Here is a 26,552-nt window from a genome sequence, read left to right as displayed (position 1 = left end):
ATCCTCCTTTTTTATTTTCCGTCAAACTTCACCGTCGTAGGCAAATACCAGTTCTGCGGATTTTTCAGTTTGGCGCGTATGGCCTCGCGTCCGCTCCCCGCAAACTTATCCGCCACTTTGTCTGCCAAATAAGAAGGATCGTTCCGATAACGGGCAATGCGCATCAGGTCATGGAAACGGTTACCCTCCAATGCCGTCTCCAAGGCATATTCCGCAAGAAGTTCGTCCTCCACGAATCGCAGGGTATCTTCGGCCGTAGCACATTCTTCGATGACATACGTCGGGTCAAGCTGCAGGTTCTGTTGCCCACAACCACGCCCGTGCAAACCGTAGTTCCCGGAGAAGAAGCCCACATTTCCCGAATACGTAAGCCCGAAATCTATCCAAGGCTCACCGGTCAATTCGTCTTTCAACAGGTCATTGTATATTTCATAAGTATCCTTGTTCAGGCCATATTTCAGCACACCATAGAATGCCAGTTTGGGCTTTCCCAAGCGATTGACGGCCTCGGCATAACGCAGGTAAACCAAAGCCGTGCGGCACAAGACAACGTAAGCGTTGTCATTGGCTTCCATATAATTATACTTGTCCACATACGGACGTTCCGTCTCACTCCCGTTCACGGTTTCCATCTCCCGGACGTATGTACCGTATTCTCCACGCAAGTCTCCGCTCACGGGTTTGGTGTTGATGGTATAAGCCTGTCCATTGAACAAATCAATCAACGTTTGGGAAGGAGCCAGAACATACGAAGAATTGAACATTTTGGATAATCCGGAAGAATTCCCTGCATATTCGTCAGTAAAAGGAATAGCTGTCAAAATGTCGGAATACGCGAACCCTGAGAACTGTGTCGGCCAATTCATTCCGGCAGGCAACAACGTGGACTCATTGTAGGAATTTGCATAAGAAGATGTCGTCAAACGGTTCCAATATATCAGGTCATAATATGTTTGCGCCGCTTTCAAGAAATCACGGTTCCACATATAAAGTTCGCCCAACACGAAACGTACTGGCAACATCAGTTGGTTGGCCGTATAATTCTCGTATCGCACGGAACCGGCAAAACCAGGATCTGCATTTCCCATCACCCAACCGTTGCTTGTCGGCGTGTCATCCGATACCATCCAAGGCAACACGTTTTCCAAATCCTGAATCAACACAGGCAACAAACCATCCAAATCCAATGTACGCATCTCCACCGGACGACTCACATCCAAAAAGGCTTCGTCAGCATACTTCACCCGTCCATAATCCAAACACAACTGCAAGTAACACCAAGCTCGGAGCGTCTTGGCCTGTGCCATATAAGGACGCAACACCTTGACAGGATAATTCTTATCCGCCTCCCTACGGGTAATAGTGGTATCCAAGCGGTGGATATAATAATTGCAATTGTTAATCAACGCATAATATTCGCGTTCTTTCAGGTAAGAGTTTTCCTCATCCACATTGAATTCACAGATGTCATGCAATTCCTGAGAGGAGTTTTCCGTCACATCCATCAGGTCCCCCCGGAGTTCGCCCATAATCACATAATTGTCCCCGACAGCCTGCAACCCTTGCAACAGGCCGAACAACCCGGCCCGGGCTGCTGTTTCGTCCTCGTAACGCTGCCCATCGGTTTTCAACACGGCATCAGAATCCGTTTCAAAAAAGTCGCTGCAAGAAGCGCACAACCATCCGGCGCATCCAAAACCTATATATAATAAGGTATATCTCAAAATCTTCTTCATGGTTTTTACAAATTAAGTTTCACACCGATTTGATAAGAACGACCGTGGCTCAACAATCCATTGTCGATACCTTGGTACAACACACCGGACTGCATGGACACGTCCGGATCCGGCCCCAGATACTTGGTCAAGGTCAAAAGGTTGGAAGCACCCGCCCAAAACGTTACGCCTTGGATATAAATGTTGTTGATAGGCCAACGATAAGACAGACGTACATCCTTCAACTTGAAAAAGCTGCCGTCTTCTATCCAACGCGAACTGAAACGACTGTTCCCCATCGGGTCGCCATACACCGCTTTCGGCATATCCGTCACCTGTCCTTCGTAGCGCCAACGGTTCATGACCGCCTGAGTCTGGTTGAACGTACCGGACATGCTCTCCAAAGTCTGCCGTTGATAATTGTATATATCACCGCCACATTTGAACGTACAGAGTAGGTCCAAAGCAAAACGCCCCATCGTGAAACGGTTTCCCCACGAACCAGTGAAATCAGGATTCGGATCACCTATGACCGTTTTGTCCTTATCATCCAATACCCCGTCTGCGTGCAAATCGGCAAAACGTACATCACCGGCATGAAAAGTGCTATAGGAGGCATCTTCATTCTGTATCCTCAATCCTGCAACACGCGCCTCGGCTTCCGTAACATACACCCCGTGAGCCTCATAACCATAGAACACTCCGGCAGGACGGCCTACAGAAGTCAAGACTTCTCCCCCCAATATCTCCGTAGTGTAATCCCCGTCCGGCAAGGCCGTGATTTCATTCCTATAGCGAGCGATGCCTATTTCCGTATTCCATTTGAACGGTTTGGTATCCAACACTTTGGCAGAAAAGGCTATTTCGATTCCTTTGTTGGAAAGTTCGCCTCCGTTTTGCAGGAAATCTTCCAAACCGGTTTCCGTATCTGCTTGCTTCCATGTGAGCAAGTCTTTCGTCCGATGTTGGTAATAATCCACGCTGATGCCCAACCGGTCGTTCAGGAAAGCCAAATCCACACCCACGTTCCATTTGCGTGTCGTCTCCCATTTCAAGGCTGAATTGGCAAGGTTCGCCAACTTCAGCCCCACAGCTGAACCCAGATAATTCACTCCGGAAAGATAAGAATAACCATACATACCGTCGATGTTGTCGTTCCCTGTGATACCGAAACTGGCTCTTAGGTTCAAACGGTCGACAAAAGCCAACGGACGCATAAAACGTTCATTAGTGACTAACCATGAGCCACCTACACTCGGGAACGTCCCCCACGTACCTCCGCACATCCGGAAACTTCCGGGAGCATCCTTCCCGAAACGGGAAGAAGCATCCATGGAAACTGCCGCCCACAAAGTATAACGTTCCTGATAGGTATATTTCCCTTGTGCATACAAAGCCACGGAACTCCAATCGGTGTTCAAGCCGTCCACCGTACGGTAAGACAAAGAATTATTCATGTTCGACACCTTGTCGTTTCCCGTATTATGACCGTCCTCATATACACTCTTGAAAGAGGAATTCATAATGCGGTATCCCACAAAGGCATCCACAAAATGGTCATTGTGAACCAACTTATGATAAGACACTTTGGCCTCACCGAACAAGTTGTTCTGTGTTACCGTCTGGTCCTTCACCGTATTCTCCCACACTTGATTGCCAACGACTTGCGGGGACACGCCTACCATCGGGGAAAAATAATGGCTTTTAGAGTTATTGAAGCTATAACTAAAACGCCCCTCAACCGACCAGTTGTCCGTTATGTCCCATTTCGGTGCCAAACTCACCCCAAAACGGTATTGTTTGTTCGTATTCTCGGCATTGGCCAACAAAGCCAACGGATTGGACACACCCAAATCATCCACGTCATTCAGCGTGTTCGTCAACTGAGTCCCATCGTCAGTGTAGCTGTATCCCACCAAGAAAGGAGCCTTAATCAACGCCAGATAACGCGGCGAGGTGGTCTTGTTCACCCCGTCATCCTGAAGCGTATAATTCAGATTCGTAAAATACACATCCGTAGCCAAAGTCAAAGTCTTGGTCAGGAACACATCGGAATTGATACGGGCGTTCAAACGGGAAAAGTCCGTTTCTTCCACTACGCCTTTCTGCCCGTCATAGCTCAACGAAATGGAATACTTGGCAATATCGTCCCCGCCCTGCACATTAATGCCGTAATGCTGCATATTGCCGTTACGGGTCACATTATCCGTCCAATCATTATGCTGGTGGTAAGTGGAATAGTCCGCTGCTGCCGGATTCATTCCTAAATATCCATCGAACAACGTAGCCCACTTGCCAGACTGCCCGCTGCCTTTCAGCATCTCACTCAAATAGGTACGATAGGCATCGCTCCCCATCACCCTCATGGCTTTAGGAGCCTGTTGGAAACCGAAAGACAGGTCGGCTGCGATACGGGTCGTAATGCTGCGCCCACGCTTAGTCGACACAAGGATAACCCCATTAGCTCCTTTACTGCCGTATAAAGAAGTCGCGTCCTTGATAACCTGTACGGACTCTATGTCGTTCACGTCAATAAAAGCCAACGGATTCTCATAAAAGCCGTCATGAACGGTCTCCACCAACGTAGAAGTATCCCATATCGTACCATCCACAACGATCAAAGGCTGTGCGTTCACATTTAATGAATTGTATCCCCGTATGAACATGTTGGAACCTTCACCGCCCACAGCACTCCGGGTGGCCGTACGCACATCGTTTCCCCATCGTTCCCCCAACACATCATCTAATGAAACGGCTTGCGTATTGGTAAAGTCATCCTCCCCCTTCAACGTCAGGAACGCATCACTGTACACAGAAACCTCCTTCACCGAATCGCCCTGCAAAGGCACGATACGCTGCAAGTATCCTTCCGAAGAAAGCGTCAATTGTACCATATAAGACGGTACACGCACTTTATACCTACCATTTTCGTCTGTCAAAGAAGACCACGCTCCGGCAGCCACCTTTACGCCTTGCACGGGACGGCCCGTCTGTGCGTCCGTCACCTTACCACTCACATAAATCTTCTGCACCTCTTTTCCGCGTCCGGAAAGTTCCCCGGCCTGTGCTGAAGTAAATCCCAAAGCCATGGTCATCATGGCATATTTTAATATGTTCGTCATCGCATTACTCTATTACAGGTTCAAAAATAAGGCAATCTATCCGCATGGTACGGGTATATTTCGTCGTCTCATTCCGGGCCACATTCGCCTGCACACGCAGTTTCACGCAATCATTATCCTGCGTTTCAGGACCGGAAAAGGGGGATTCCGAATAGTTGGCATAAGGCAACTTGATTTGGGTGACGAACATCTTCGTCATGGTACTGCCATTCGTCGGAGTCTCACCCACGATTACCTCATCCTCATACATCCTACCATCCTCATGCACATAATTCAAATAAAAATTCACTTTCGTACTGTCAGCTTCCACGCCCTCCATATAGGCACAAGCCGGAGCAAACACACAATACACGTTGTACCGGGCTGCCAATGTATTAGGCACGGTAAACTGTACAATAGGCTGTTGGCGAGGATTCTCACTGGTAGCCGTCACCTCAATAAAACGTTGTTCTGATACAGAATCCCGAAACAGCGTAGCGGACGAGCTGCGCGAACTGATAACCGCATAATTGGACTCGCGTCCCGAAGTATTCTCGGCCTCGACCACGATGGTCTTCAACCAAGACTCCTCCGGCTTATGGAGCAAGTCGTCGGTTTTCCAAATCCGGCCGTTGCTGACCGGTTCTTCAACGGCCCCGGCTAACAGGTAAGAAGGATGATGGAATACATTGCCCGAAGTGGAAGCCAAAGAATCACCGGGAACAGAGGAAAAATCAACATCCTTGCGGAATACCAAATCCATACAAATGGCTTGCTTCATCCAAGCTTCCGACAAAGAGTCCGACAAGGCCGTACTTACGGCATACTCCCTGTCTGGAATAATCAAGGATTTCACGGTGTCTTTCAACGTCTCGCCAAAAGTACGGAAATACTCTGCCATACGCCCCCGGCTTTTTTTCCATCCCTCATCAGAGGGAACAATCATCGTGTACACACTGTCTTCCGAATGCAAGTGGCCATACCGCCGCAACCAATCATTATTGAAATCGAAAATCGAATCGTACACGATTTGTCCCGAAGCGTTCTTGCCGATAGCCGTACTCTTTTCCTCATTGAACGTGTATTCGTCAAAAGAAGTCAGGAATGCCGCAAGCGAATCCGTCCCATTTCCTTCCTGGCAGATATTCTCATACAGATTATAATAGAACGGGGCTATCCGCGACAAACCGTGGACCAGTCCGTTTCCGGCCGGAATTTCTTCTGCCTTTACCGGAACTCCGGCAAAAGTATAGTTTCCGTTTTCACGGGCATAGTCCTGCGATTTCCCGTTCAGCATTTTCACCCTCACGGAAGAAGTATCGGCCAAGTCTACCCCGCCATAAAGGTAACGGGAAATATGGTTCTCCAAGAATTGAGACTTCGTTTCCGCATTCACCGTATAACCGGCCATAGCCTTATTGTCCGGAGCCCATACCGTAAAGGTCTGGTCCGTGGCCAATACGGAATCCAGTCCCGCACGTTTCACCACACTGCAAAACTCAGAGTACTCCGGCATGCTCTCCAACACTTGCATCAGGTTACGGGTCTCCACGGTCCCGTTCAAACCGTAATGCTCGTCCCACAGGTTATCCTGGCAACCGGCCATAACGGCCAATGCCCCGGCGGCAAACGATATTTTTATCATAATCTTCTTCATGATGTCCTTCATTTGGAATTACTGTTCTTTTGTTGCATAATATGAATTCTGGTGTAATTGGGTATTGGCGTTCATCTCCGTCAACGATATGGGAAGATACCAAGCCAACGGATTGGACAGGCGAGCCTTGTAAGTAGAAATCTCACGGGCATACGCCTCCTCTAACAAAGCATACGAATTTGAAGTTGACCCTTCCCGGCGCACCTTGCGCAACAGGTCGTACCATCTCTTACCCTCGAAGCAAAGCTCGCGACGACGTTCTTGCAGAACCATCGCACGCACGTCATCCATCGTAGGATAATCTGCATACTCCAATGAATCCATTTCCATCGTGGCACGCTTGTAAGTGACGTTACACAACGAGATAACCGTCTTCCGTTCATCATCCGTCACAGCCATTTCGGCCAAAGCTTCCGCTTTCATCAAATAAATGTCGGAAAGACGGTAGAATATCCAATTAGCCGTACTGGTAGAACTTCGGTAAACATATTCTCCCGAAGAATGGGGCACCAAAGCCGATGCCGGCGACTGCCCTTCATACTTGAACACTTTGAAACTCGTAGGAGGAACAACAGCACCGTCCGACCCGACATCCACAGTAGCTGCCACAAAGTCACGGGCACGGTAATCATATTGCACGTCCTGATAAGCATTGAACATTTGCGCTGTCGGTTCGAAATGCGCACTCTTACCCTTGCTGCTGTTACCATACAGATTGGCCGTAGCACCATTCATCTTCCCTTCGCTGTCGAAATTCAATTCGAAAATGCTCTCGGTGGAATTTCCTGTATAAAAGACCGAATTATATATACGGTTTCCCTCCACCATCATCATCTCCGTCTCATATAAAGCTTCGTTGCGCAACACGCGGTCACAAGCATCCACACAAGCTTGATAGTCGGCACGTGCATTGGCATTGCCTACATCGGAAGCTTTCCACAAATATACATCGGCCAGAAGCGCACGCACACCATTTTTTGTAATGCGTCCACGAGTGTACTGCTCCGTGGGCCACTCCTCTGGAGCATAACTTTCCGCCAGTTTCAAATCCTCTATCATGGCCGGTACGATAACACCGTCAGCCGAACTCTGTGCCACTTGGTAATCCTGCTGTTCACTTTCACTGGGTTCCGTCACGTAAGGCACATCACCGAAACTACGTATCAAATAGAAATAACAGAGCGCACGCAAGGTATATGCTTCTGCCAGATAATTGTGCAAACGTTCTTCGGTAAAGTTGGCATCACGATCACGTACGGCAGGAGCCGACTTAATGACCTTGTTACAGATATTGATGACTTTATAAAAATCGCCCCAAGTCACCAATGCGTTAGAGGACAGCAGATTGGCATCTTTCAGATACTGTTCGTCCGTAGAAGCCGATGTCGAATAATCCATATTGTCCGAACGCGCCTCCCCCCAATAGATTATCCGGCTAATCACATTGTCTTCCAACATAAAACGGTAGCAAGAGGCCACCACGCTCTGCACGTCCTCTCCCGTCTCCCAATATTCATCGTCCACGATGTCATCTTCCGGATAAAGTGTCAGGAAATCGTTGCATGCAGTAAAAGCCCACAGGCATGAGGCTGCCAACAAGATATTTTTCAGATAGTATTTCATTGTTTTCATCATTTCCGTTTTTTAATTAAAATGTGGCTGAAAGTCCGAAAGTCCATTCCTTGGCACGTGGAGTCATGGAGTTGTCCACAGCAATGCCATAATAGTCTTTGGCAGTATCCGTACAAATAGAAATCTCTGGATCTACACCGGAATATTTGGTAAAACACCAAAGGTTGTTCACTGTGAGATAAGCACTCAGGTTCGTCATTCCGATACGCTTTACCCAATTAGAGGGAAAACGGTAACGGAAAGTGATATATTTCACACGAAGAAACGATCCGTCTTCCACATAACGGTCGGAAGCCAACCAATTGTACCCTTGGTTATATACGGCACGAGGCATGTCGGTCACATCACCTTCCTTACGCCAACGCCAATTCACCGTCGTACACTGATTGTAGGCATTATACATGTTCTCGGCGTTCATACGGGCCATATTCACAATCTTGTTGCCCCAACGGTAATTGCAGAACAGATTCACGGAGAAACGGTCATAACGCAAAGTGAACCCGAAACCACCCTGCATTTTGGGGTTACAGTTTCCTAAATAAACCACATCATACTGGTCGATACTACCGTCGTGGTTAATGTCCTCATAAATGGCATCCCCACCTTGGAACTGGTACTTGGTCGTGCTGTGGTAATAGTACATCGGTTTCACCGTTCCGTCGAAGTTCGTCATCGGCACACCGTTCTCATCCCGGGCCACCGGACAGGTCTTTCCCTCGGCAACAGCCTGGTCATAACGATCATAACTGTAAGAATACACACCTTTGTAGCGGAAGCCGTAGATAGAACCGAAAGAATTTCCCTCCTGCAAACGGGTATAATAAGCACCGTTCCCAAAGGCCGAATGATTGTTGAAGTTGTTCAATACACTCGGATCAAGGCTGCGGATCATGTTCTTGTTAGAAGCAAAGTTCGTATTGATATCCAACGAGAACTTGCCTTTTTCCACCACCTTGTTGAAATTGACTGTAAGTTCCCAACCGTCATTGTCCATCCGTCCTACGTTCTTGTAGGTCAAAGTAGCAAAACCGGAAGAAGACGGTATATCGATATCCTTAAACAACAAGTCGTCCGTACGCTTCTTGTACCAATCATACACGACAGATACCTTCCCGTTCCAAAGTTCCATATCGAATCCCAAGTTCAACGAGGTCACCTTTTCCCATTTCAAGCCGTCGAGCCGGATACGGGTAGGATACACCGCGCTCAAATCCATATATCCCGTGGAATTCGTTGTCAACAAGCTGTATTGCAGGTAGTTTTTCCCGGGTTGTCGTCCGGCAATACCCCAACTCGGACGGAAAGCCAACAATGTCAGAACCTTTCCAGTGTACTTGTTCAACCAAGGTTCATCCGAAATAATCCATTTTCCACCCACGCCGGGGAAGAAGCCGTAACGGTTGGAGGGGCCGAATTGCGTGGATCCGTCCACACGTAAATTGGCATCAAAGATGTAACGTCCCTTGAAGCTGTAGTGCACGCGTCCCATCCACCCCAAGGTCTTATCATTACTGTTACCGTTCTCCGTTCCTGAAATATAACCTGTAGCCGTGGCATCCGTAATATCCGAACTCGGCAATCCTTGTTTTTTCACATATTGGGAATGGCTGGTCGTAGTAGTCAATTGCATCAGAGCCTGTGCCTGCAAGTTATGGTCGTCATTCAGGAAATGGCTCTGATAAGTAATACCATGCTCCGTTGCCACGGTTAGCTTACCGGAAGTCTTGGTTTCCGCCACATTGGCCGAACCGTAATTATCCGCAGCGTTGTACACGCACTCGGCAGGCAAGAACCTTTCCTCCCTTTCGTTGTTCAAATCGATGGCCACCCATCCCAAATAACGCAAATAATGCTTTGCCGGATCGAAAAAGTCGTACTGCAAGGACATCTTCGGCATCAGACGATAACCCTTCAGGTCATTTTTGGCCAACTTGCCCAAAGCCACAGGATTCTTCAAGTCACGCTGTTCCTTGTTGAAGTCCGTATTGATGTCCATGTTAAGGTAACGCCCGGTACTGTTACCGTCTGCATCTTCCTCGTAAACGGCCATGTTCGGCATCTTCTTGTAAGCTATATCTAACAATTTATCATAATTACGGTCGTTATCCGAATAGGTAAACTGGAACTCTGAGGTAAACAACATACGGTCGGACACATAATAATCCAACTGCGAACGGGTAGAGAAACGTTTGTAACGTTCACCCATGACCGTACCTTTCTCGTCATAATATCCTCCCGAAATACGGAAAGCAGCCCTTTCGCCTCCTCCCGATACGGTCAGGTAGTGGTCATTCGTCCAACCGTGACGCGTCACCTCGTCCACCCAGTCTGTATTATTATTGTAATTCTGGTTATCGGGTTCATAACGCAACTCGTCATAGTCATACTGTTCATAAGTCTCGTCGCGCCCACTCAGCGTACGGTTGAAATATGCCTGCTTCATCATCATGGTATAGTCACCGCCCGACAGGAGCTTCATTCCCTTGGGCTGTGTGGCACCGGATAATTTATAGGTATAAGAAACCCGTGTCTTGCCGCGTGTACCCCGCTTGGTCTTGATAAGCAGCACACCGTTGGCTCCTTTGGATCCCCACATGGCCGTAGAAGCCGCATCCTTAAGTACCGTGATTTCTTCGATATCCTCCGTGTTCACGCTCAACAAGTCCGCATATTCTTCTTCATTGGCCGTGCCGAAGTCGAAGCTCTCATCTATTTCACCACTGTAAGGAACACCATTGACTACCACCAAAGGCTGCGAATTACCGGTTATGGAAGTTGTTCCACGGATACGCATTTGGCTGCCCGAACCGGGACTTCCTCCCATGACAATGTCCAGACCGGCCACACGTCCCTGCAAGGCATCGTCCGCCGAAGCCACCGATACGCCTTCCATGGCATCCATCTTGAACGTCGTCATGGCCATGCTCACCTCCCGTTGGGGTATATTGAACGCCCCGTCCGGACCTTTTTTATGAGCCTTGACCACCACTTCGCTCACTTTCATCGTATTGTCTACCATCTTGACGTTGAACTTGCGCTGAGAGCCGATGGAAAACTCCTGCGTCTTATACCCCATATAGGTGAACACCAACTTATTGTTCACATTCTTCACCTTGAATGCGAAGTTACCGTTCATATCCGTAGTCATTCCCCCGACCACACGGTTCGTGGCATCCTTTTCCGCCACAGTACAGCCCATCAGTTCAAGGCCGTCATTCGCATCCACCACACGCCCGCTCACCATCACCTGCGCCCCGGCATGCAGCATTGTGCCTAAAAAAGCCAATAATATCAATACTCTCTTCATTGCATTGCTGTTTAAGGTCATTTTAATTCTGTTTTGAATCGCCGGATGGACGGTCGAACATCAGCACCTGGTCTATTTGCTGAATTACGGCATACGTATAAGCCTCAATCGTCGTGGCTTTCTCCTTGTCGCTATTGTTCAAAGTAAGGTCACGCGTCATCAAGTTATAGAAGTTTCCATTCGTCAGCACATGGGCCGTCACCTTCCCGAGCGCATGGTCCGCTTCCGAAGAGAGGGTCACGCTTCCGCCCCGGTTCGTCACATAAATCGGATAAAACTTGTTCGTATTCTCGTTGATCGTAGAAGTCAGATAAGCCTCGTCCTCCACTTGTTCTCCTTTGACAAACACGGAATTATCTTGAAAATGATAACGCACGAAACGCTCCATCACGTTCTCCAACGAATCACGTACCGCCAGGTCCCCCTCGTTCTCAATCTGCGCCACTGTGGGAATCCAACCCTTTTCCTGTGCCCCACGTATCGCCTCGTTCGTCGGCACATACACGGTATAATGATATTGGTTCAGGAACTTCACCTTGCGTCCGGGAGCCACGGTAGAAGTAGTCGGGTTGTTGACAAAGATGCCCAACAAGGCACACATGTCATAAAACTCCTTGAATTCATCCCGTGTGGAAAGCACGTCATAGATAGAAGTGGTGGTATTCTGCAGAATGCCATCAATCAAATAAGCATTGCCGTTCTCCTTATTATATACTTTCGTAATGGACAAAGGAGTTTCATTACCAGCCCCGCTGATTTTATTATCTGCCGTGATACGAATCGGGGCATAGCCCTTGGTAATGAAGTATTCCTGCCCTGCAGCCCGCGCCGCAGCAAAATCCTCATTGCTGGCCGTCACCAGGGTTTGGCAGTTCAGGATGTCCTCCAAACGGTTTTTCAGGATGCCGCTATTGCTGACCACTCCATTCGTGCCCAAAGGAAAACCATTGTCCATAATCACTTCCCCGTCCGAAGTCCGGGTGGCCGTGGCAGCCACTGTATTCTGCGCTGTCAAGTTAAAATCCAACTTACACTGGTAATTGGTCGAAGCATATGATTTGGCCACCGGATCCACGTAATCCGTCATGTATTCATTCGGCGTGATAAAAAACTGGTACGTACTTTTCAAAGAACGCAAATAGTAAACGAATTGTGCATCCACCATGGCTTGGTTGAATATGGAATTCAATGAATCGATTTTAGCCGGCCCCATCACCGTCCGGTAGTCTAACGGCGTAAAGACTTTGTCCGTCACATATACCACTCCGTTGCGCCCTACGAATTTATCCACGATATTCTCCTTGCTTACTTCCATCTCATAACCGGCCTCATCCTTGATGTCGTTAAAACGACTGGGCAACGAAGAAAGGAAAGAATATTTCTGATGATTGGCCACGATGTCAGCGGCAATGTTATCCGGCACGTTGTCCCACGAACCGAAAGCCTCGAAGAAATCGCTGCCCTCTCCGTCGGCCGACAAAAAGCGGTCCATGGCCTCGTTCGTTGGCACGAACATGCAACCCATATCCGTTTCATAACCGGGTTGGTTGGAGTTTCCCCCCTTGGGTTGGTACAAATTCCATCCGGGATCGAAATAAAGCAAACCCGGTGCATTCGTACCGTTGAACTCCGTAAAAGCATACGCCGGACTTTGATTGAAATAACGGGTTTGGAAAATAGAATCGCCATTCTCGTCACGTTTATAGAACACCGGACAAGCGAAACGGTCCATCAAACTGTTGAAACGACTCACATTTCCGTTGGAACGGATATAGGCTGCCATGTTCTCGGGCGGAACCAATACATCCTCCAACTCATGCAGGTAGCCGTTCTGGCATACGATGTCCTTCTGGATAATCTTGTTGGCAAACAATGACGCATCCTCAGCCTCACGGGGAATGCCGGTCACAAAACTGAAATCATCGTCCGTAATGCGCTTACCTTCCATCACATCGGGGAAGAACTGCACCAATGTCCATTTCGTCGCATCGGACAACAATTTGATGGGTTTCCCTGCCCGGCGATAGGGTGCAAAGAATTTACTGTCCGGCAACTTGTCGGCGGCCACCACCGGAATGGTATCTTCCACCTCGAAATCCGTCGTACGGCGGAACGTGATTTGCCCACGGTCGCTCAACGACAAACGCTCCAACAGCTGTGAATAAGGGATAGTCCCAATTTTCAGCAACATCATTTTGAAAGAATAAGGCAAGTCCTCGTAACGGCGATACCCCATTTCGTTTTCCTGGAAAAAACGCTCGAAAGAGGCATCATTGGAGAAAAACAGCGTATTGCTTCCCGATACCTTCATGGCATCCGTATACCCGCAATCATCTATCAGACGGATATAATAGTTACAGTCCCCGCGCTTTTGCAGGTAATCATAGATGTTGCTGTTCAGCCACGACGGAATATGGTCTTCCATCTCCTCGAACTTGTCCGTACAGGCGACCGGGAACGCCCATGCAGCCCCCAGAGCCAACATCGTCAGTAATTTATAGTATTTCATGATACGGTAATATTTGTTTCCTTTTTAATGTGTATCTTCACTCTCTATCAGGTTAGTCGGCATGAACTCGATATAATCCAGATGGCAGTTGCCATTGAGCATCTGCACGAAACGGAATTCATGCGTGGAAGTCTCCGGCCAACTGAAAATCCCCAATACCTTGCGCATCTCGAAAGGATCGTTACGGGTGGAACCTTTTATCCCGCCGCTTTGCCCCATCATCAATTCACGCGAACAGAAGCTGTCCGGTCCCTTCATAAATCCACGGTTGTGCATGCTCTTGTCATTCTCGTAACCGTATGGGTCGTCTTCGCGGGAACCTTCATCCCACCATGCCCCGGAATTGTCCTGTGTAAACTGCCACACCTGTTCCCAACCGATGGAAGCGTCCGTTCCCTTCAGTCGCATGTCGATAGGGATGCCGCAAGGCTCGTCGTCCAGATAGAATTGCGTGATGCCACGCGTGGCCGCATCCACACGATAACCGATGCGCACTTCATAACTTCCTGCCGGCACCGGCCCCACGGTAATGGACGCATCGAACATGCCCCAGATTTCGAGATAATCCCCAAGGAAGAAACTGTGCATGTTGGAACCTATATACTTGGCAAATATCGTACTGCTTTCCTCGAACTTGAAATTCTTACAGTACCCTTGCGGCACATAATAATCCTTGTTGGAGATGACATCGTTGTTACGGAGTTCCGGTGTAAAGATGGTGAAGTCCATGCGGATACGCTTGCCACGCATGATACGCCCTATCTTATCCTCATCATACACCAACATGTCGGTAAGCGCATGGATGACCCCGTTTTGGCAATCCAGATTGCTGTGTGCCAAATCCAATGTCACCACATCATCTTCTTCCTCTGCCATATTCGTATATTTCGCATCATAACAGTTGCGTTCATCATTGAATACGGGCTTCTGCGCATCTTGGTCTCCCCATTTGAACGCCTGTACCGTGATAATAGTCTGGTCAGCCATAGGCACCAGATATTGTTCCAACCAAAACGAACCGTCACGATAGTTCTCGCGCAACCAGTCCGCATCAATCCAAGTGTGGGTCATCACATAATCCCGCGTGTTTACGATTTGGTTGGAAGTCAGCATCACCGGCAACAGGTGGTAGGCCACAAAACGGTAAAGGCTGCTGCGCTCATCCGTGTCCGGCAAATCCTTCCCTTCGGGGAAGTACGTCCGGGCATAAGCCCGCATGTCTTCCAAAGACCGGATACCGTTCAAGGCCAACACGGAATCCGTTTCCAATAAAGCCGTATAACGGTAATTCTTAGTCTTGGGGAAATTCGCGCTACCCGAATAAGGGTCGTCTGCCGGTTTGGATGTAGCGGGAACATAAGTCTCATCGTCCAAAAGCGTCAGGGCATCCCGTAACCCAGTGGCATGCAGAGCCTCACCATACAACTTGAAATGCCCCTCCGACTCGATGTAATCGGCCACCAAGTCCGTATTGCCGGCCAACGCCTTGTCCACCACATGCACTACGCCATTCACTTTAATATGGTCGCCCGACACGATACGCGCCGTATTGTTGACCATCCAAGAGGCACCGTCAGACGCAATGGAGGTGTACAAATAACGCCCCAACATGTTTTTCGTCTCGATGGCACCGGACTCGAACCCCGCTGTCTCATAATAAGGCACGCCATTGGCCTCACCGTCTATCAAATGGTAAAACACCATCTCTTTGACCGCCTCCACGGAGTCCAAGAAGTTGTCGAACGTGCCATACCCTTGTTCCGAAGCATAAGCTTCCATCGCCTCATTGTCCGGCACGAAACAAGTATACGCCCCGTACGATTCCAACAAGGAGAAAGCCCCCGCCACCCTCAACGCCTCCGCAAAATCGGAATATTCCGCGTTGTTTTCCACAAAGTCACCGATGGTCTCTCCCGTAAACGTCGTGTAGTTCTCTCCCACGTCGTCCGAGTCTTGACAGGCGGTAAAACCAGCCAGGACCATAACCGCGATACATGACAAAAACTTAAGCCTCATAACTTATATTCTTTTATCTTCTTCATTTATTCATTCCCAACGGAAAGGGTTGTTCTATCCCCTTCTATACCCTACTACGATTGGGATTTTTAAAATACCTACAAGAAGCTTAAAAAAAATACTTTTTCCCGTCAATGCGTATCTTCATCCTCTAACAGGTTGGTCGGAATGAACTCGATGTAGTCGAAATGACAACTTCCGTCCAACATTTGTACCACACGGAATTCGTGCGTCGCCATTTCCGGCCAACTGAAAATCCCCAAGACTTTACGCAAAGCATACGGGTCGTTACGGGCTGAAGCCTTCACTCCTCCGGTCACACCTGAAATCAGCAGTTCCTTGGACCCGAAACTATCCGGAGCTTTCATAAAGTTACGGTTATGGAGGCTTTTGTCATTTTCATAGCCATAATAGTCATCCGGATTTCCTTCCCCCCAACTGCCGATATAGGGATTGTTGACCTGTGTGTACACGTATGCCTGTTCCCAACCGATAGAAGCATCAGTTCCTTTCAAGCGCATGTCAATAGGTATACCGCAGGGCACACCATCGAAATAAAACTGCGTGATACCGCGATGGTTCGTGTTTACACGATAACCGATACGAACTTCGTAACTTCCTTCCGGTATCGGTCCGACGGTAATAGACACATCGAACATGCCCCACATCTCCATAAAATCATGCAAGTAGTCGCTGTGCATGTTGTCCCCTACATATTTTGCAAAGACATTGCTGCTTTCCTCGTATCGCAATTTCTTGCAATACCCCTCAGGTATATAATAACATTTGTTAGAAATAATATCGTTGTTACGAAGCTCAGGAAGGAACGTAGTGAAATCCATACGGAAACGCTTGCCACGCATAATGCGTCCTATCTTATCCTTGTCATACACCAACATGCCGGTAAGCGCATGGATGACCCCGTTCTGGCAATCCAGATTACTATGCGCCATATCCAATGTCACCACATCGTCCTCTTCTTCGGCCATATTCGTATATTTCGGGTCATAACAGTTGCGTTCATCATTGAACACCGGTTTTTGAGCCGGTTGGTCACCCCATTGGAATGCTTGCACCGTAATAATCGACTCGTCTGCCATAGGTACCAAATACTGCTCCAACCAGAAACGTCCGTCACGGTAATTCTCGCGCCGCCAGTCTTCGTCCATCCAAGTCTGCGTTATCACCAAATCCCGTGTATTCACAATTTGATTGGAGGTCAGCATCACCGGTAAGAGATGATAACCTACAAAACGGCTGAGACTGCTGCGCTTGTCATCATCCGGCAAATCTGCCCCTTCGGGATAATACCGTTCTGCATATTCCCGCATGTCGTCCAAAGTATGGATCCCGTTCAAAGCCAACACGGAGTCTGTCTCCAATAAGGCTGTATAACGGAATTTCTTAGCTGCGGGGAAATAACAAGTAGAAGAATAGGGGTCGTTAGACGGTTTGGTCGTAGCCTGTACATAAGTCTCATCGTCCAAAAGCATCAATGAATCCCGCCATCCGGTAGCATGCAAAGCCTCGCCATACAGTTTGAAATGCCCTTCCGACTCGATATAATCGGCCAACAAATCCGTGTTACCGGCCAGGACTTTGTCTACCAAATGCACCACGCCGTTCACTTTTATATGATCCCCCGAAATGATGCGCGCCGTACTGTTGATCATCCAAGCCGCCCCGTCGGACGCTATGGAAGTGTACAAATAACGCCCCAACATGTTTTTCGTTTCGATGGCACCGTTCTCAAACCCGGCCGTTTCATAGTTGCCCACGCCTCCGCTTTCGCCGTCAATCAAATGGTAGAACACCATCTCCTTGACCGCCTCCACGGAGTCCAAGAAATGTTCGAACGTCCCATAACCTTGTTCTCTCACGTAAGCTTCCATCGCCTCATTGTCCGGCACGAAACAAGTGTATGCTCCGTACGACTCCAACAAAGAGAAAGCATTGGCCGTTTTCAAGGCTTCCGTAAAATCGGAATACTCCGCATTATTCTCCAGAAAATCACTGATGGTTTCTCCGGTGAACGTCGTGTAATTCTCTCCCACGTCATCCGAATCCTGACAGGCGGTAAAACCAGTCAGCACCATAACCGCGATACATGACAAATACTTAAACCTCATAACTTTATTTTTTATTTTCTTCATTTATTCATTTCCTACGGAAAGAACTGCTCTATCCCCTTCTATACCCTACTACGATTGGGATTTTTAAAATACCTACAAGAAAACCAAAAATATTTGTGTACATCATCAGAAAAATCCGCGCCTCTTGCCAAAGGGCGCGGATTCATAATATGTCCATACAAGCTTTTTTCACTCAACAGCAGTGAAATAAAATCATTTCTCAGGCGTAAAAACCCCCACGTAACCGCCGCCTGAACCCATCTTTATCTTCAGCAACTTACCAGAAGAGATACATACCGTCTTTTTCGACACTTGAGTAGGTTGTTTACTAGTATTCTTGGCATCCGCCCAATACGTCAGCTCATAATTCCCTTCAGGCAAGAATGAAGTATCAATCCTTATTTCACGTTTCGTGCTGTTGTTCATTGCCCCGATAAACCATTGCTCTCCCGAACGCTTTGCCAAGGCGACATATTCACCGGGATATCCAGCTAAAAAATGGGTATCATCCCATACCGTAGGCACCAACTTCAGGAAATCAATACCCGGTTGTCCCAAAGCATAACGCGGATGTTCACACATAACGGTTAAAGGACTATTATAAATCACGAATTTCGACAGTTCTGCACAACGGGTATTGGGCACCGTTGTAGGAGTTTGAGGCTTAAAGTCCTTCATCGGCACATTCAAGAAACCACCAGGCGTATAGTCCATCGGCCCGGCAAGCATACGCGTAAAAGCAAGAGTTACATTGTGTTCAGGAGTAACACGCGCAGAGAATTTTGAATACTCTCCACCCATTACACCTTCGCGAGTCAACAAATTGGGATATGTACGTTCCATGCCATCGGGCTTGTAAGCACCATGGAAGTTCACCATCAGCTTATGTTTGGCGGCTTCTTTCACAATACGGTGATACCAGTTCACCATATCTTGGTCATCTCGATCCATAAAATCTATTTTTACACCGGCTATTCCCCATTTCTCATATAGAGCAAAAGCCTCCTTGTAACTGTCATCCTTATTCACATCCGTACAATACAGCCATAACCAACAACGCACGTTCTTCGAGCGGGCATAATCCAGTATTTCCGGCATATTCAGTTGTGGCGCCGGCTTGGTGATGTCTGCCTCCACTTTGTTATATGGACCATACCATTGCCAGTCTATCAGCATATACGGCCATCCCTGTTCCGATGCGAAATCAATGTACTCCTTTATCACATTGGTTTCCATCTTCACTTCACCGCTCCACCAATGATCCCAAGCGCACATTCCAGGTTTTATCCATGAAGTGTCATCCAAAGCACAAGGTGGATTCAAACTATACACCAACTCCGATTCAATAAACTTACCCGGATGATTACCTATCATTATCACACGCCAAGGCGTGGCCTTCTTTTCACAGAAACGGGCTTTCACCCCATCTTCCTTTTCACCAGGCAAAGGAGACAATTTCGTAACAAGCATCTGGCTTCCCTCTTGTCCGCCGTCCGACTTCCCGATATAAAAACCTGGATAATCATCAATATGAGCCTCAGTGATGGCTATATAATCCTGCTTGTCTATCTCAACCAAAAAGGGAAGTCCCACCACTGTGTCGACCGGAAGCACGCCAAGCCGCGTAGGCACAAACTCGGTTTCCTGACTGGAGGTGTAATTACGTTTGTACTTCGCAGCCCAACCAATGGCATTTACGGGTAAAGAGAATCCTGTCAATTCACGGGTTATCTGTCGGTCACCAATCTTTCTTGCGCCATACAATTGGTAACGAAAAGCGACACCATCGTCATACACCCGGACAATAAAATCCATACGTCTTCGGTCGCCTGCTCCTTCTTTCAAAGCCAAAGTCATCTCATTCCAACTCACTTTTACTTTTCCATGCTTGTTTTTCACTACAGGAACCCAAGTATCAGACTTTGCCTCCATAGAAGGGGTATTCACTAAAGTAAAACCGCCCGACATAGGTTTCTCCCCCTTAAACTCAAAACCTAATGGAGAATCACAAACTAACGTCTTTCCATTATAAGAAACAGAATACCCCAAATTCTCTCCACTGTGGATTCTCATCTGTATCTTTCCGTCAGGAGAGGCTATCTGCCATTGTTGCGCAGATAGATTCGATACCAACAACAAACATAAAACTATCAGATAATTTTTCATATACCATAAAAAAAACAATTTATAATCACCGTCACATGTTGTCCGTACAGAACAAACTTAATGAATGCCACGTAACAAACTACATATCTTCCTCTATTATCACTAACGGGGACGGAACATATCCGCCCCCGTAGCCAATCCGCTCTCACAGACTTATTTCACCAACACTTTTTTCACCATACCATCGGCACGCACGATATAGATGCCCGGACGGACGGTTTCATGCACCGTGCCCTCGAACTCGGACACGCAAGTGCCATCAACCGTATAGATTGCACCGGATTCCGAAGTGAATACGTTGATGGTGCGTCCCGTCACGAAGACCTTCAAGTCACCGCCATCGGCCTGTACGTCGCGCACGCCCGTGGCAAAGCTTTCGGACGGGATGTCGTCCACAGTCTCGTAGGTGCGAATCCAATCGATGTAAAGCGCATCGTCTTGTTGGAAACCCGCTGTACTCATGAACTGACCTACATAATTGGTCTTACCGACACCGATGTAACGCAACAAATCCCAATAATACACATCACCCTTCATTTCCGCATCAGACAAACTCAAGGCAAATTCCGAATTCAAACCGTTCACTTGCTGCAAGAAGTTAAACTTGTCCACCGTAATCTCCGGGTTCGTACCCTTGCACTTCATGGCAATATAACGGCGTACGCCCGGATTGAGGCTAATCATGCAGGATTCGTCACGCACTCCGCCTTCCGGGTCACGGTCGTAAAAGTTCGTGAACACGCCACCTTCACGACGCATGGACGGACTGGTCGGATAAGTAGTCACATTGCCCAAAGACGTTCCGTCGAACGAATCGTATGTATCAGCCGCCGTCAGTTTCAGACACTGCAAATCTTCACCCTCTGCATCCTTATAAGTATCCTTGTTCACACGCGACCACATGCGCCAACGTTGCATACGCCAACCGTCCAACATGAAGGTCTGGCCGTGTTCGCCCATCACAAGTTCCGCACCGTTGATGGTCCCCTTGGTGCTCGGGTCGTCTTCTGCCTCTCCATTGAACTCCCAAGCCTCGAACAGACCGGTCTTTTCATCATCCGTCGGGTTGTAGCTTCCCAAAGCATCCTCTATCAAGAAGCAATAGGGTATCATGGAATCGTAGTCTTCTGACGAGAATTCAGGGAACTCTTTCACCGGTTTCAACTCGTAACCCGACTTGTAATAATAGAATGACCCGCACTTCATGTCGAACGAGCCATACCCGTCGCGGTCGGCAAAAGTAAAGGTGGCCGCATCGTCCGTACCTTTCACCATAAGCAAAGTACCGTCCGTGCATTGCACGACTACACCGTCTTTACCTTTCAGGTTATATGCCAACTGCCCGTTGCTTTCACCTACCGGAACGAAAGTCAACGGAGTGGCACTCTCATTGGCACCCAAAGCCAAAGGATAGCCCGTATAAGTGTCTTTCGTCACTTCACTCGTAGACACATACAAAGACGTACCATTGTCTGCCGTACGGATATAATTATAAATCAAATCCTCTGCCGGATTGACGTATGAATAGAACTCGGCTACGGCGGCATTCACCTCTTCGATAGCGGACAAATACTCTTCTGTCGTGGCATCGGCCTTGTTGTACACACCGTCTGCCTTCGCATGTACTTCCTTCAAAGCCGCATACGCCTCGTCAGCATCCCCCATGTAGTTTTGGAAACCCTTGATGACCTTCTCTGCTTCGTACAAAGCCGTGTTCAATATGTCTTTTTGGGGATTGGACACCGGACCATCGCCCCAGTTTTCCTCGGCCGTCAGACTCTTTACAGCCGCATCCATGGAGGGGAAGGTTTTCAACCATTTGACGTTCATATACGGCATTTCCTCCGGCGTTTTGGCACGCTTCACGATAGTGTCTCCCTTTTCATCCGTCTCCGCATACATCGTGTCGCCACGGGTGATAAATCCGACAGAGAAATGGGAAATCTTTATCGGGACACGGTCTATCAAACGACGTGACGCCAACGCCATGGAAGAACTGTCGCGGATGGAAGCGAAGTTGACGGCCACAATGATTTCACACTTCTCCTGATCTTCCGTCACCGGCAAACGCTTCATGTACCATACCGTGTCGTTCTTCTGTGCCGTCAGATCATTGTCTCCTGTGTTCACGCGGACTGACAGCGTAGAATCATTCCGGTCGCGATTATATAAAAATATGGAATCACGCCCCAAGGCATCCTTGGCCCAAGGGGCATGCCCCTTCACTACGTCCAAAGCTTTCTTGAACCCCCAAATGCCGCCTCCTTGTTCGTTTTCCATATCCACGTCCTGTGCCCCGGTGTATGGGTTGTGCCAGAAGAACTCTATCCAATAATTGCTTTCATTGGCTTTCTTGGTTTGCGACTGGCGCGGAATGGAGAGTTTGGCCACGAACACCGGATGCTCAGGAGTGATGGTCATGAATCCCTCACCTTTCACCTTTTCTTTCCAGTCCAAGCGGCCACGCAGCAAGAAACCGCCGTTCTCAGGCTTGAACTCCTTTTGATGCACCCCCGGGATAAACCTCAGATAATCCCCCTCGAACTTAAAACTCGGATACCATTGCGCCCACTGTTTCCCTTCGGGGCCGAAATCCATCAAGGCATTGGCCTGCATTTGGGCCGCCGTCCAGTTGTAATACCCGTCCACGCCGTGAACGTCACGTGCCCCGGCCATGCCGGCATAGCACAACAAAGACGCGCCAAGTAAATGTCTTAGTCTCATAAAAACAAAAATTTAAAGTTAAACCATACATGTTGACAACTCCTTCTATATCCTACTACGATTGGGAATAAGAAAATACCTACGCCAAACAAAAAAAATCATATTACCAAACCACAAGACACTTGCCATTCAAAAAATGTTTTGCTACCTTTGCTTTCTAGCGCTTAGGAAGAAAACGAATACTATTATGGAAAAGAAAAACAGGAAACCATCCATGCGGACAAACAGCCAAGAGGCTATCGAACTGCTTACAAAAATAAAAAACAGCGGAGGTAAAAGGAAATTCAACAAGTTGGGCGAATGGCTCTCACAAAACCCCGAACCTCTATTTACATGGGATGAGAAAGATTTGAAATACATATTGAAATGAGAGCATACCTCGATACAAATATCCTTGCCTTTATGGTCGGACAAGAAAACGGGGCTTCTATAAGCGATGATGTCAAGGCTATCATCAAAGATTATGAAACATTGCTCTTCTCAAGTTCCGTATGCTTTGCTGAACTCGTGCATCTTATACAAATAGGAAAGGTGCGCATTCCTGAATGCAAAGACATACGCCGTGCAGCAAATGTAGCACTGCAAAGGTTAAGCGAATTAGGTATTAACATGGTCGCAACTTCAGGCACACACATAGACACATTGGTTGATTTGCCTTTATATGATGACCACCGAGACCCAAACGACCGGATGATAATTGCGCAAGCGATTTCTGACCATATACCTCTTGTCAGCTCCGACAGGAAGTTCTCACGCTATGAACGTTACGGGCTTGATTTCATATACAACGAAAGATAACGATAACACTACCGGCATGACATGCGGATAAAAAATCATTTTGTCCGTTTTATCCAATAAATCCGCGCCTCTTGTCAAAAAGGCGCGGATTTATCTGTTTCCCGGCTCCGCCTCTTACCGGACAAGGACTAACCTAACCGGACTTGCATATCAACGTACGATGACTTTCTTCACTGCCGCTCCGGCACGTACGATATAGATACCCGGACGGACGGTTTCATGCACCGTGCCCTCGAACTCGGACACGCAAGTGCCGTCAACCGTATAAATTGCACCAGATTCCGAAGTGAAGACGTTGATGGTGCGCCCCGTCACGAAGACCTTCAAGTCACCGCCATCGGCCTGCATGTCGCGCACGCCTGTGGCAAAGCTCTCGGATGGAATATCGTCCACAGTCTCGTAGGTACGGATCCAGTCGATGTAAAGCGCATCGCCTTGTTGGAAGCCCTGTGTGCTCATATATTGGCTTACATAATTGGTCTTTCCCACGCTGACATAACGCAACAAGTCCCAATAATACACATCACCCTTCATTTCCGCATCTGACAAATTTAAAGCAAATTCCGAATTCAAACCGTTCACTTGCTGAAGGAAATTAAACTTATCCACCGTAATCTCCGGGTTCGTACCCTTGCACTTCATGGCAATATAACGGCGTACGCCCGGATTGAGGCTAATCATGCAGGATTCGTCACGCACTCCGCCTTCCGGGTCACGGTCGTAAAAGTTCGTGAACACGCCACCTTCACGACGCATGGACGGACTGGTCGGATAAGTAGTCACATTGCCCAAAGACGTTCCGTCGAACGAATCGTATGTATCAGCCGCCGTCAGTTTCAGACACTGCAAATCTTCACCCTCTGCATCCTTATAAGTATCCTTGTTCACACGCGACCACATGCGCCAACGTTGCATACGCCAACCGTCCAACATGAAGGTCTGGCCGTGTTCGCCCATCACAAGTTCCGCACCGTTGATAGTCCCCTTGGTGCCCGGGTCGTCTTCTGCCTCTCCATTGAACTCCCAAGCCTCGAACAGCCCGGTCTTCTCGTCGTCCGAAGGAACATAGCTCGACAAGGCATCCTCTATCTGGAACAAATAAGGCTGCATACCTTCGTAATCCGTATCCGGGAATTCATCTACCGTCTTCAACTCATAACCGGACTTATAATAATAGTATGAACCACATTTCATATCGAACAGTCCGAAACCGTCACGGTCGGCAAAGGTAAAGGAGGCCGCATCGCTTGCACCGTTCACCAAAAGCAAAGTCCCGTCAGTGCATTGCACCACCACGCCATCCTTGCCTTTCAGGTTATATGTGACCAAACCGTTGTTTTCGCCCACGGGCACAAAAGTTAAAGGCATGGCACTCTCGTTAGCACCCAAAGCCAAAGGACGTCCGGTATAACTGTCTTTCGTCACTTCATCAGACAAGGCATACAAAGAAACGGAACCGTCAGAAGTACGGATATAATTATATACCAAATCCTCAGTCGGGTTTACGAATGAATAGAACTCGGCTACGGCGGCATTCACCTCTTCAATAGCGGCCAAATACTCTTCTGTCGTGGCATCCACCTTGTTGTAGACCCCGTCTGCCTTCGCATGTATTTCCTTCAAAGACGCATAGGCATTGTCAGCATCCCCCATGTAGTTCTGGAAACCTTTAATAACCTTTTCCGCTTCCCACAGCACAGTGTTCAGCACGTCCTTTTGAGGGTTTACCTTCTCACCATCGCCCCAATTATTTTCAGCCGTCAGGCTTTCTTTGAATTCGGCCATGGAACGGAACGTCTTGAGCCACTTGATGTCTACATACGGCATGTCCTCCTTGTTCTTCGGGTCTGCCGAAACGATGGAACTGGGATTTTCCGCATCATAAATGATATTCTTCAATGTATCTGCCCGACAGATATAGCACAAATAAATGCTTTGGAGCTTAAAGCTGCCCAAACGCTCCAACAAACGCATGCTTTCCAAGCGTTCTGCGGTGGCAGTGTCCTTGATGGCCGCAAAGTTCCATGCCATAACGACATCCGACTTGTCTTCATCGAACGACACGGGAATACGATGCGCCAAATATGTCGTGTCTTCCTTTTTGGCTTGTTTGTCGCCATTCGCCAATATAGCCCAAGTGGAATCGGGCGTTCCCGTGAGCCTGTTCCAGTCTCCATTATATTTGAGTTCCAAAGAATCGCGGCCAAGCGCGTCTTTTTCTCCCCAAGCAAACTGGCAAGCAAAGATGTCCATGGATTTCTGATTGAATCCCCACATTCCGCCATACGCGTCCCCGAAGTTCTCCTTGACGCTTGTACCTCCCTCATAAGGGCTGTACCATCTCATTTCAACCCAAAAAGAACCTTTGTCTTTTGTACCGCCTTCGGCCTTGCTTTCCGAGTTCTTGATGGTGGAAGCTTTTAAGGCAAGGACAGGGAAGGCCGGGGTTATCGTCATAAGTCCCTCACCGGCAATCTTTTCCTTGATATCGAAACGATTACGCATCAAGAACCCACCTTTTTCGGGTTCATAATTCGTATTATGCACTCCCAAATAAGACCTGATGTAATCACCGTCTACCACATAACTCCTCCGGTAATCTTCATTCTTCACCGCTGTACCTTCGTTACCGAACTCCATTTTCGCGCCAATTTCCAACTGGGCAGGTGTCCAATTGTAATAACCGTTCACGCCATGGATTTGTCGTTGAGCCACTGCCGTTCCAACATAGCATAACAACGAGAACCCTAGTAAATGTCCTAAATTCATAAAAACAAAAATTTAAAGTTAAACCA

The 26,552-nt window shown here is 48.1% G+C and carries 13 protein-coding genes; 2 read left to right on the top strand and 11 right to left on the bottom strand.

The window, feature by feature from the left end:
* Positions 1-11: 11 nt before the first annotated feature.
* From AC5RDV_RS09680 to AC5RDV_RS09635, 10 genes are all read right to left on the bottom strand, one after another.
* Positions 12-1,736 (bottom strand): RagB/SusD family nutrient uptake outer membrane protein, encoded by a 1,725-nt coding sequence (locus AC5RDV_RS09680; protein WP_282748441.1) that lies wholly within the window; start codon positions 1,734-1,736, stop codon positions 12-14.
* Positions 1,737-1,741: 5 nt separating this feature from the next.
* A complete protein-coding gene (locus AC5RDV_RS09675) occupies positions 1,742-4,837 on the bottom strand; it encodes a SusC/RagA family TonB-linked outer membrane protein (protein ID WP_282748442.1) in 3,096 nt (1,031 codons plus the stop codon).
* 4 nt (positions 4,838-4,841) lie between these two features.
* Positions 4,842-6,473 (bottom strand): fasciclin domain-containing protein, encoded by a 1,632-nt coding sequence (locus AC5RDV_RS09670; protein WP_282748443.1) that lies wholly within the window; start codon positions 6,471-6,473, stop codon positions 4,842-4,844.
* 18 nt (positions 6,474-6,491) lie between these two features.
* On the bottom strand, positions 6,492-8,108 hold the full coding sequence (locus AC5RDV_RS09665; protein ID WP_282748444.1) for a RagB/SusD family nutrient uptake outer membrane protein: 1,617 nt from the start codon (positions 8,106-8,108) through the stop codon (positions 6,492-6,494).
* Positions 8,109-8,121: 13 nt separating this feature from the next.
* Complete coding sequence (locus AC5RDV_RS09660; protein WP_282748445.1) at positions 8,122-11,412, bottom strand: SusC/RagA family TonB-linked outer membrane protein; 3,291 nt, start codon at positions 11,410-11,412, stop codon at positions 8,122-8,124.
* 22 nt (positions 11,413-11,434) lie between these two features.
* Complete coding sequence (locus AC5RDV_RS09655) at positions 11,435-13,921, bottom strand: hypothetical protein (RefSeq protein WP_282748446.1); 2,487 nt, start codon at positions 13,919-13,921, stop codon at positions 11,435-11,437.
* Positions 13,922-13,945: 24 nt separating this feature from the next.
* Positions 13,946-15,937, bottom strand: a complete 1,992-nt coding sequence (locus AC5RDV_RS09650) for a fasciclin domain-containing protein (protein WP_282748447.1) — start codon at positions 15,935-15,937, stop codon at positions 13,946-13,948.
* Between the two features lie 131 nt (positions 15,938-16,068).
* Positions 16,069-18,066, bottom strand: coding sequence for a fasciclin domain-containing protein (locus AC5RDV_RS09645; RefSeq protein ID WP_282748448.1), 1,998 nt, complete (start codon positions 18,064-18,066; stop codon positions 16,069-16,071).
* A 216-nt stretch (positions 18,067-18,282) separates the two neighbouring features.
* Entirely contained in the window at positions 18,283-20,235 is a 1,953-nt protein-coding gene (locus AC5RDV_RS09640) for a glycoside hydrolase family 97 protein (protein WP_282748449.1), read from the bottom strand.
* A gap of 153 nt (positions 20,236-20,388) precedes the next feature.
* Positions 20,389-22,959, bottom strand: a complete 2,571-nt coding sequence (locus AC5RDV_RS09635; RefSeq protein WP_282748450.1) for a hypothetical protein — start codon at positions 22,957-22,959, stop codon at positions 20,389-20,391.
* Between the two features lie 187 nt (positions 22,960-23,146).
* On the opposite strand from AC5RDV_RS09635, the gene AC5RDV_RS09630 reads away from it, so the two are divergent.
* The gene (locus tag AC5RDV_RS09630; protein ID WP_040602996.1) at positions 23,147-23,329 is read left to right on the top strand and encodes a hypothetical protein; all 183 of its coding nucleotides are present in this window, start codon (positions 23,147-23,149) and stop codon (positions 23,327-23,329) included.
* A complete protein-coding gene (locus AC5RDV_RS09625; RefSeq protein ID WP_282748451.1) occupies positions 23,326-23,757 on the top strand; it encodes a type II toxin-antitoxin system VapC family toxin in 432 nt (143 codons plus the stop codon). The genes AC5RDV_RS09630 and AC5RDV_RS09625 overlap by 4 nt, the downstream gene beginning before the upstream one ends.
* Before the next feature lie 150 nt (positions 23,758-23,907).
* Here the strand turns inward: AC5RDV_RS09625 and AC5RDV_RS09620 are convergent, their stop codons facing one another.
* Positions 23,908-26,526 (bottom strand): hypothetical protein, encoded by a 2,619-nt coding sequence (locus AC5RDV_RS09620; RefSeq protein WP_494222156.1) that lies wholly within the window; start codon positions 26,524-26,526, stop codon positions 23,908-23,910.
* Positions 26,527-26,552: the final 26 nt, after the last annotated feature.

This window comes from Paraprevotella sp., from assembly GCF_986071375.1.
This window is presented reverse-complemented; position numbering and strand designations above follow the sequence as displayed.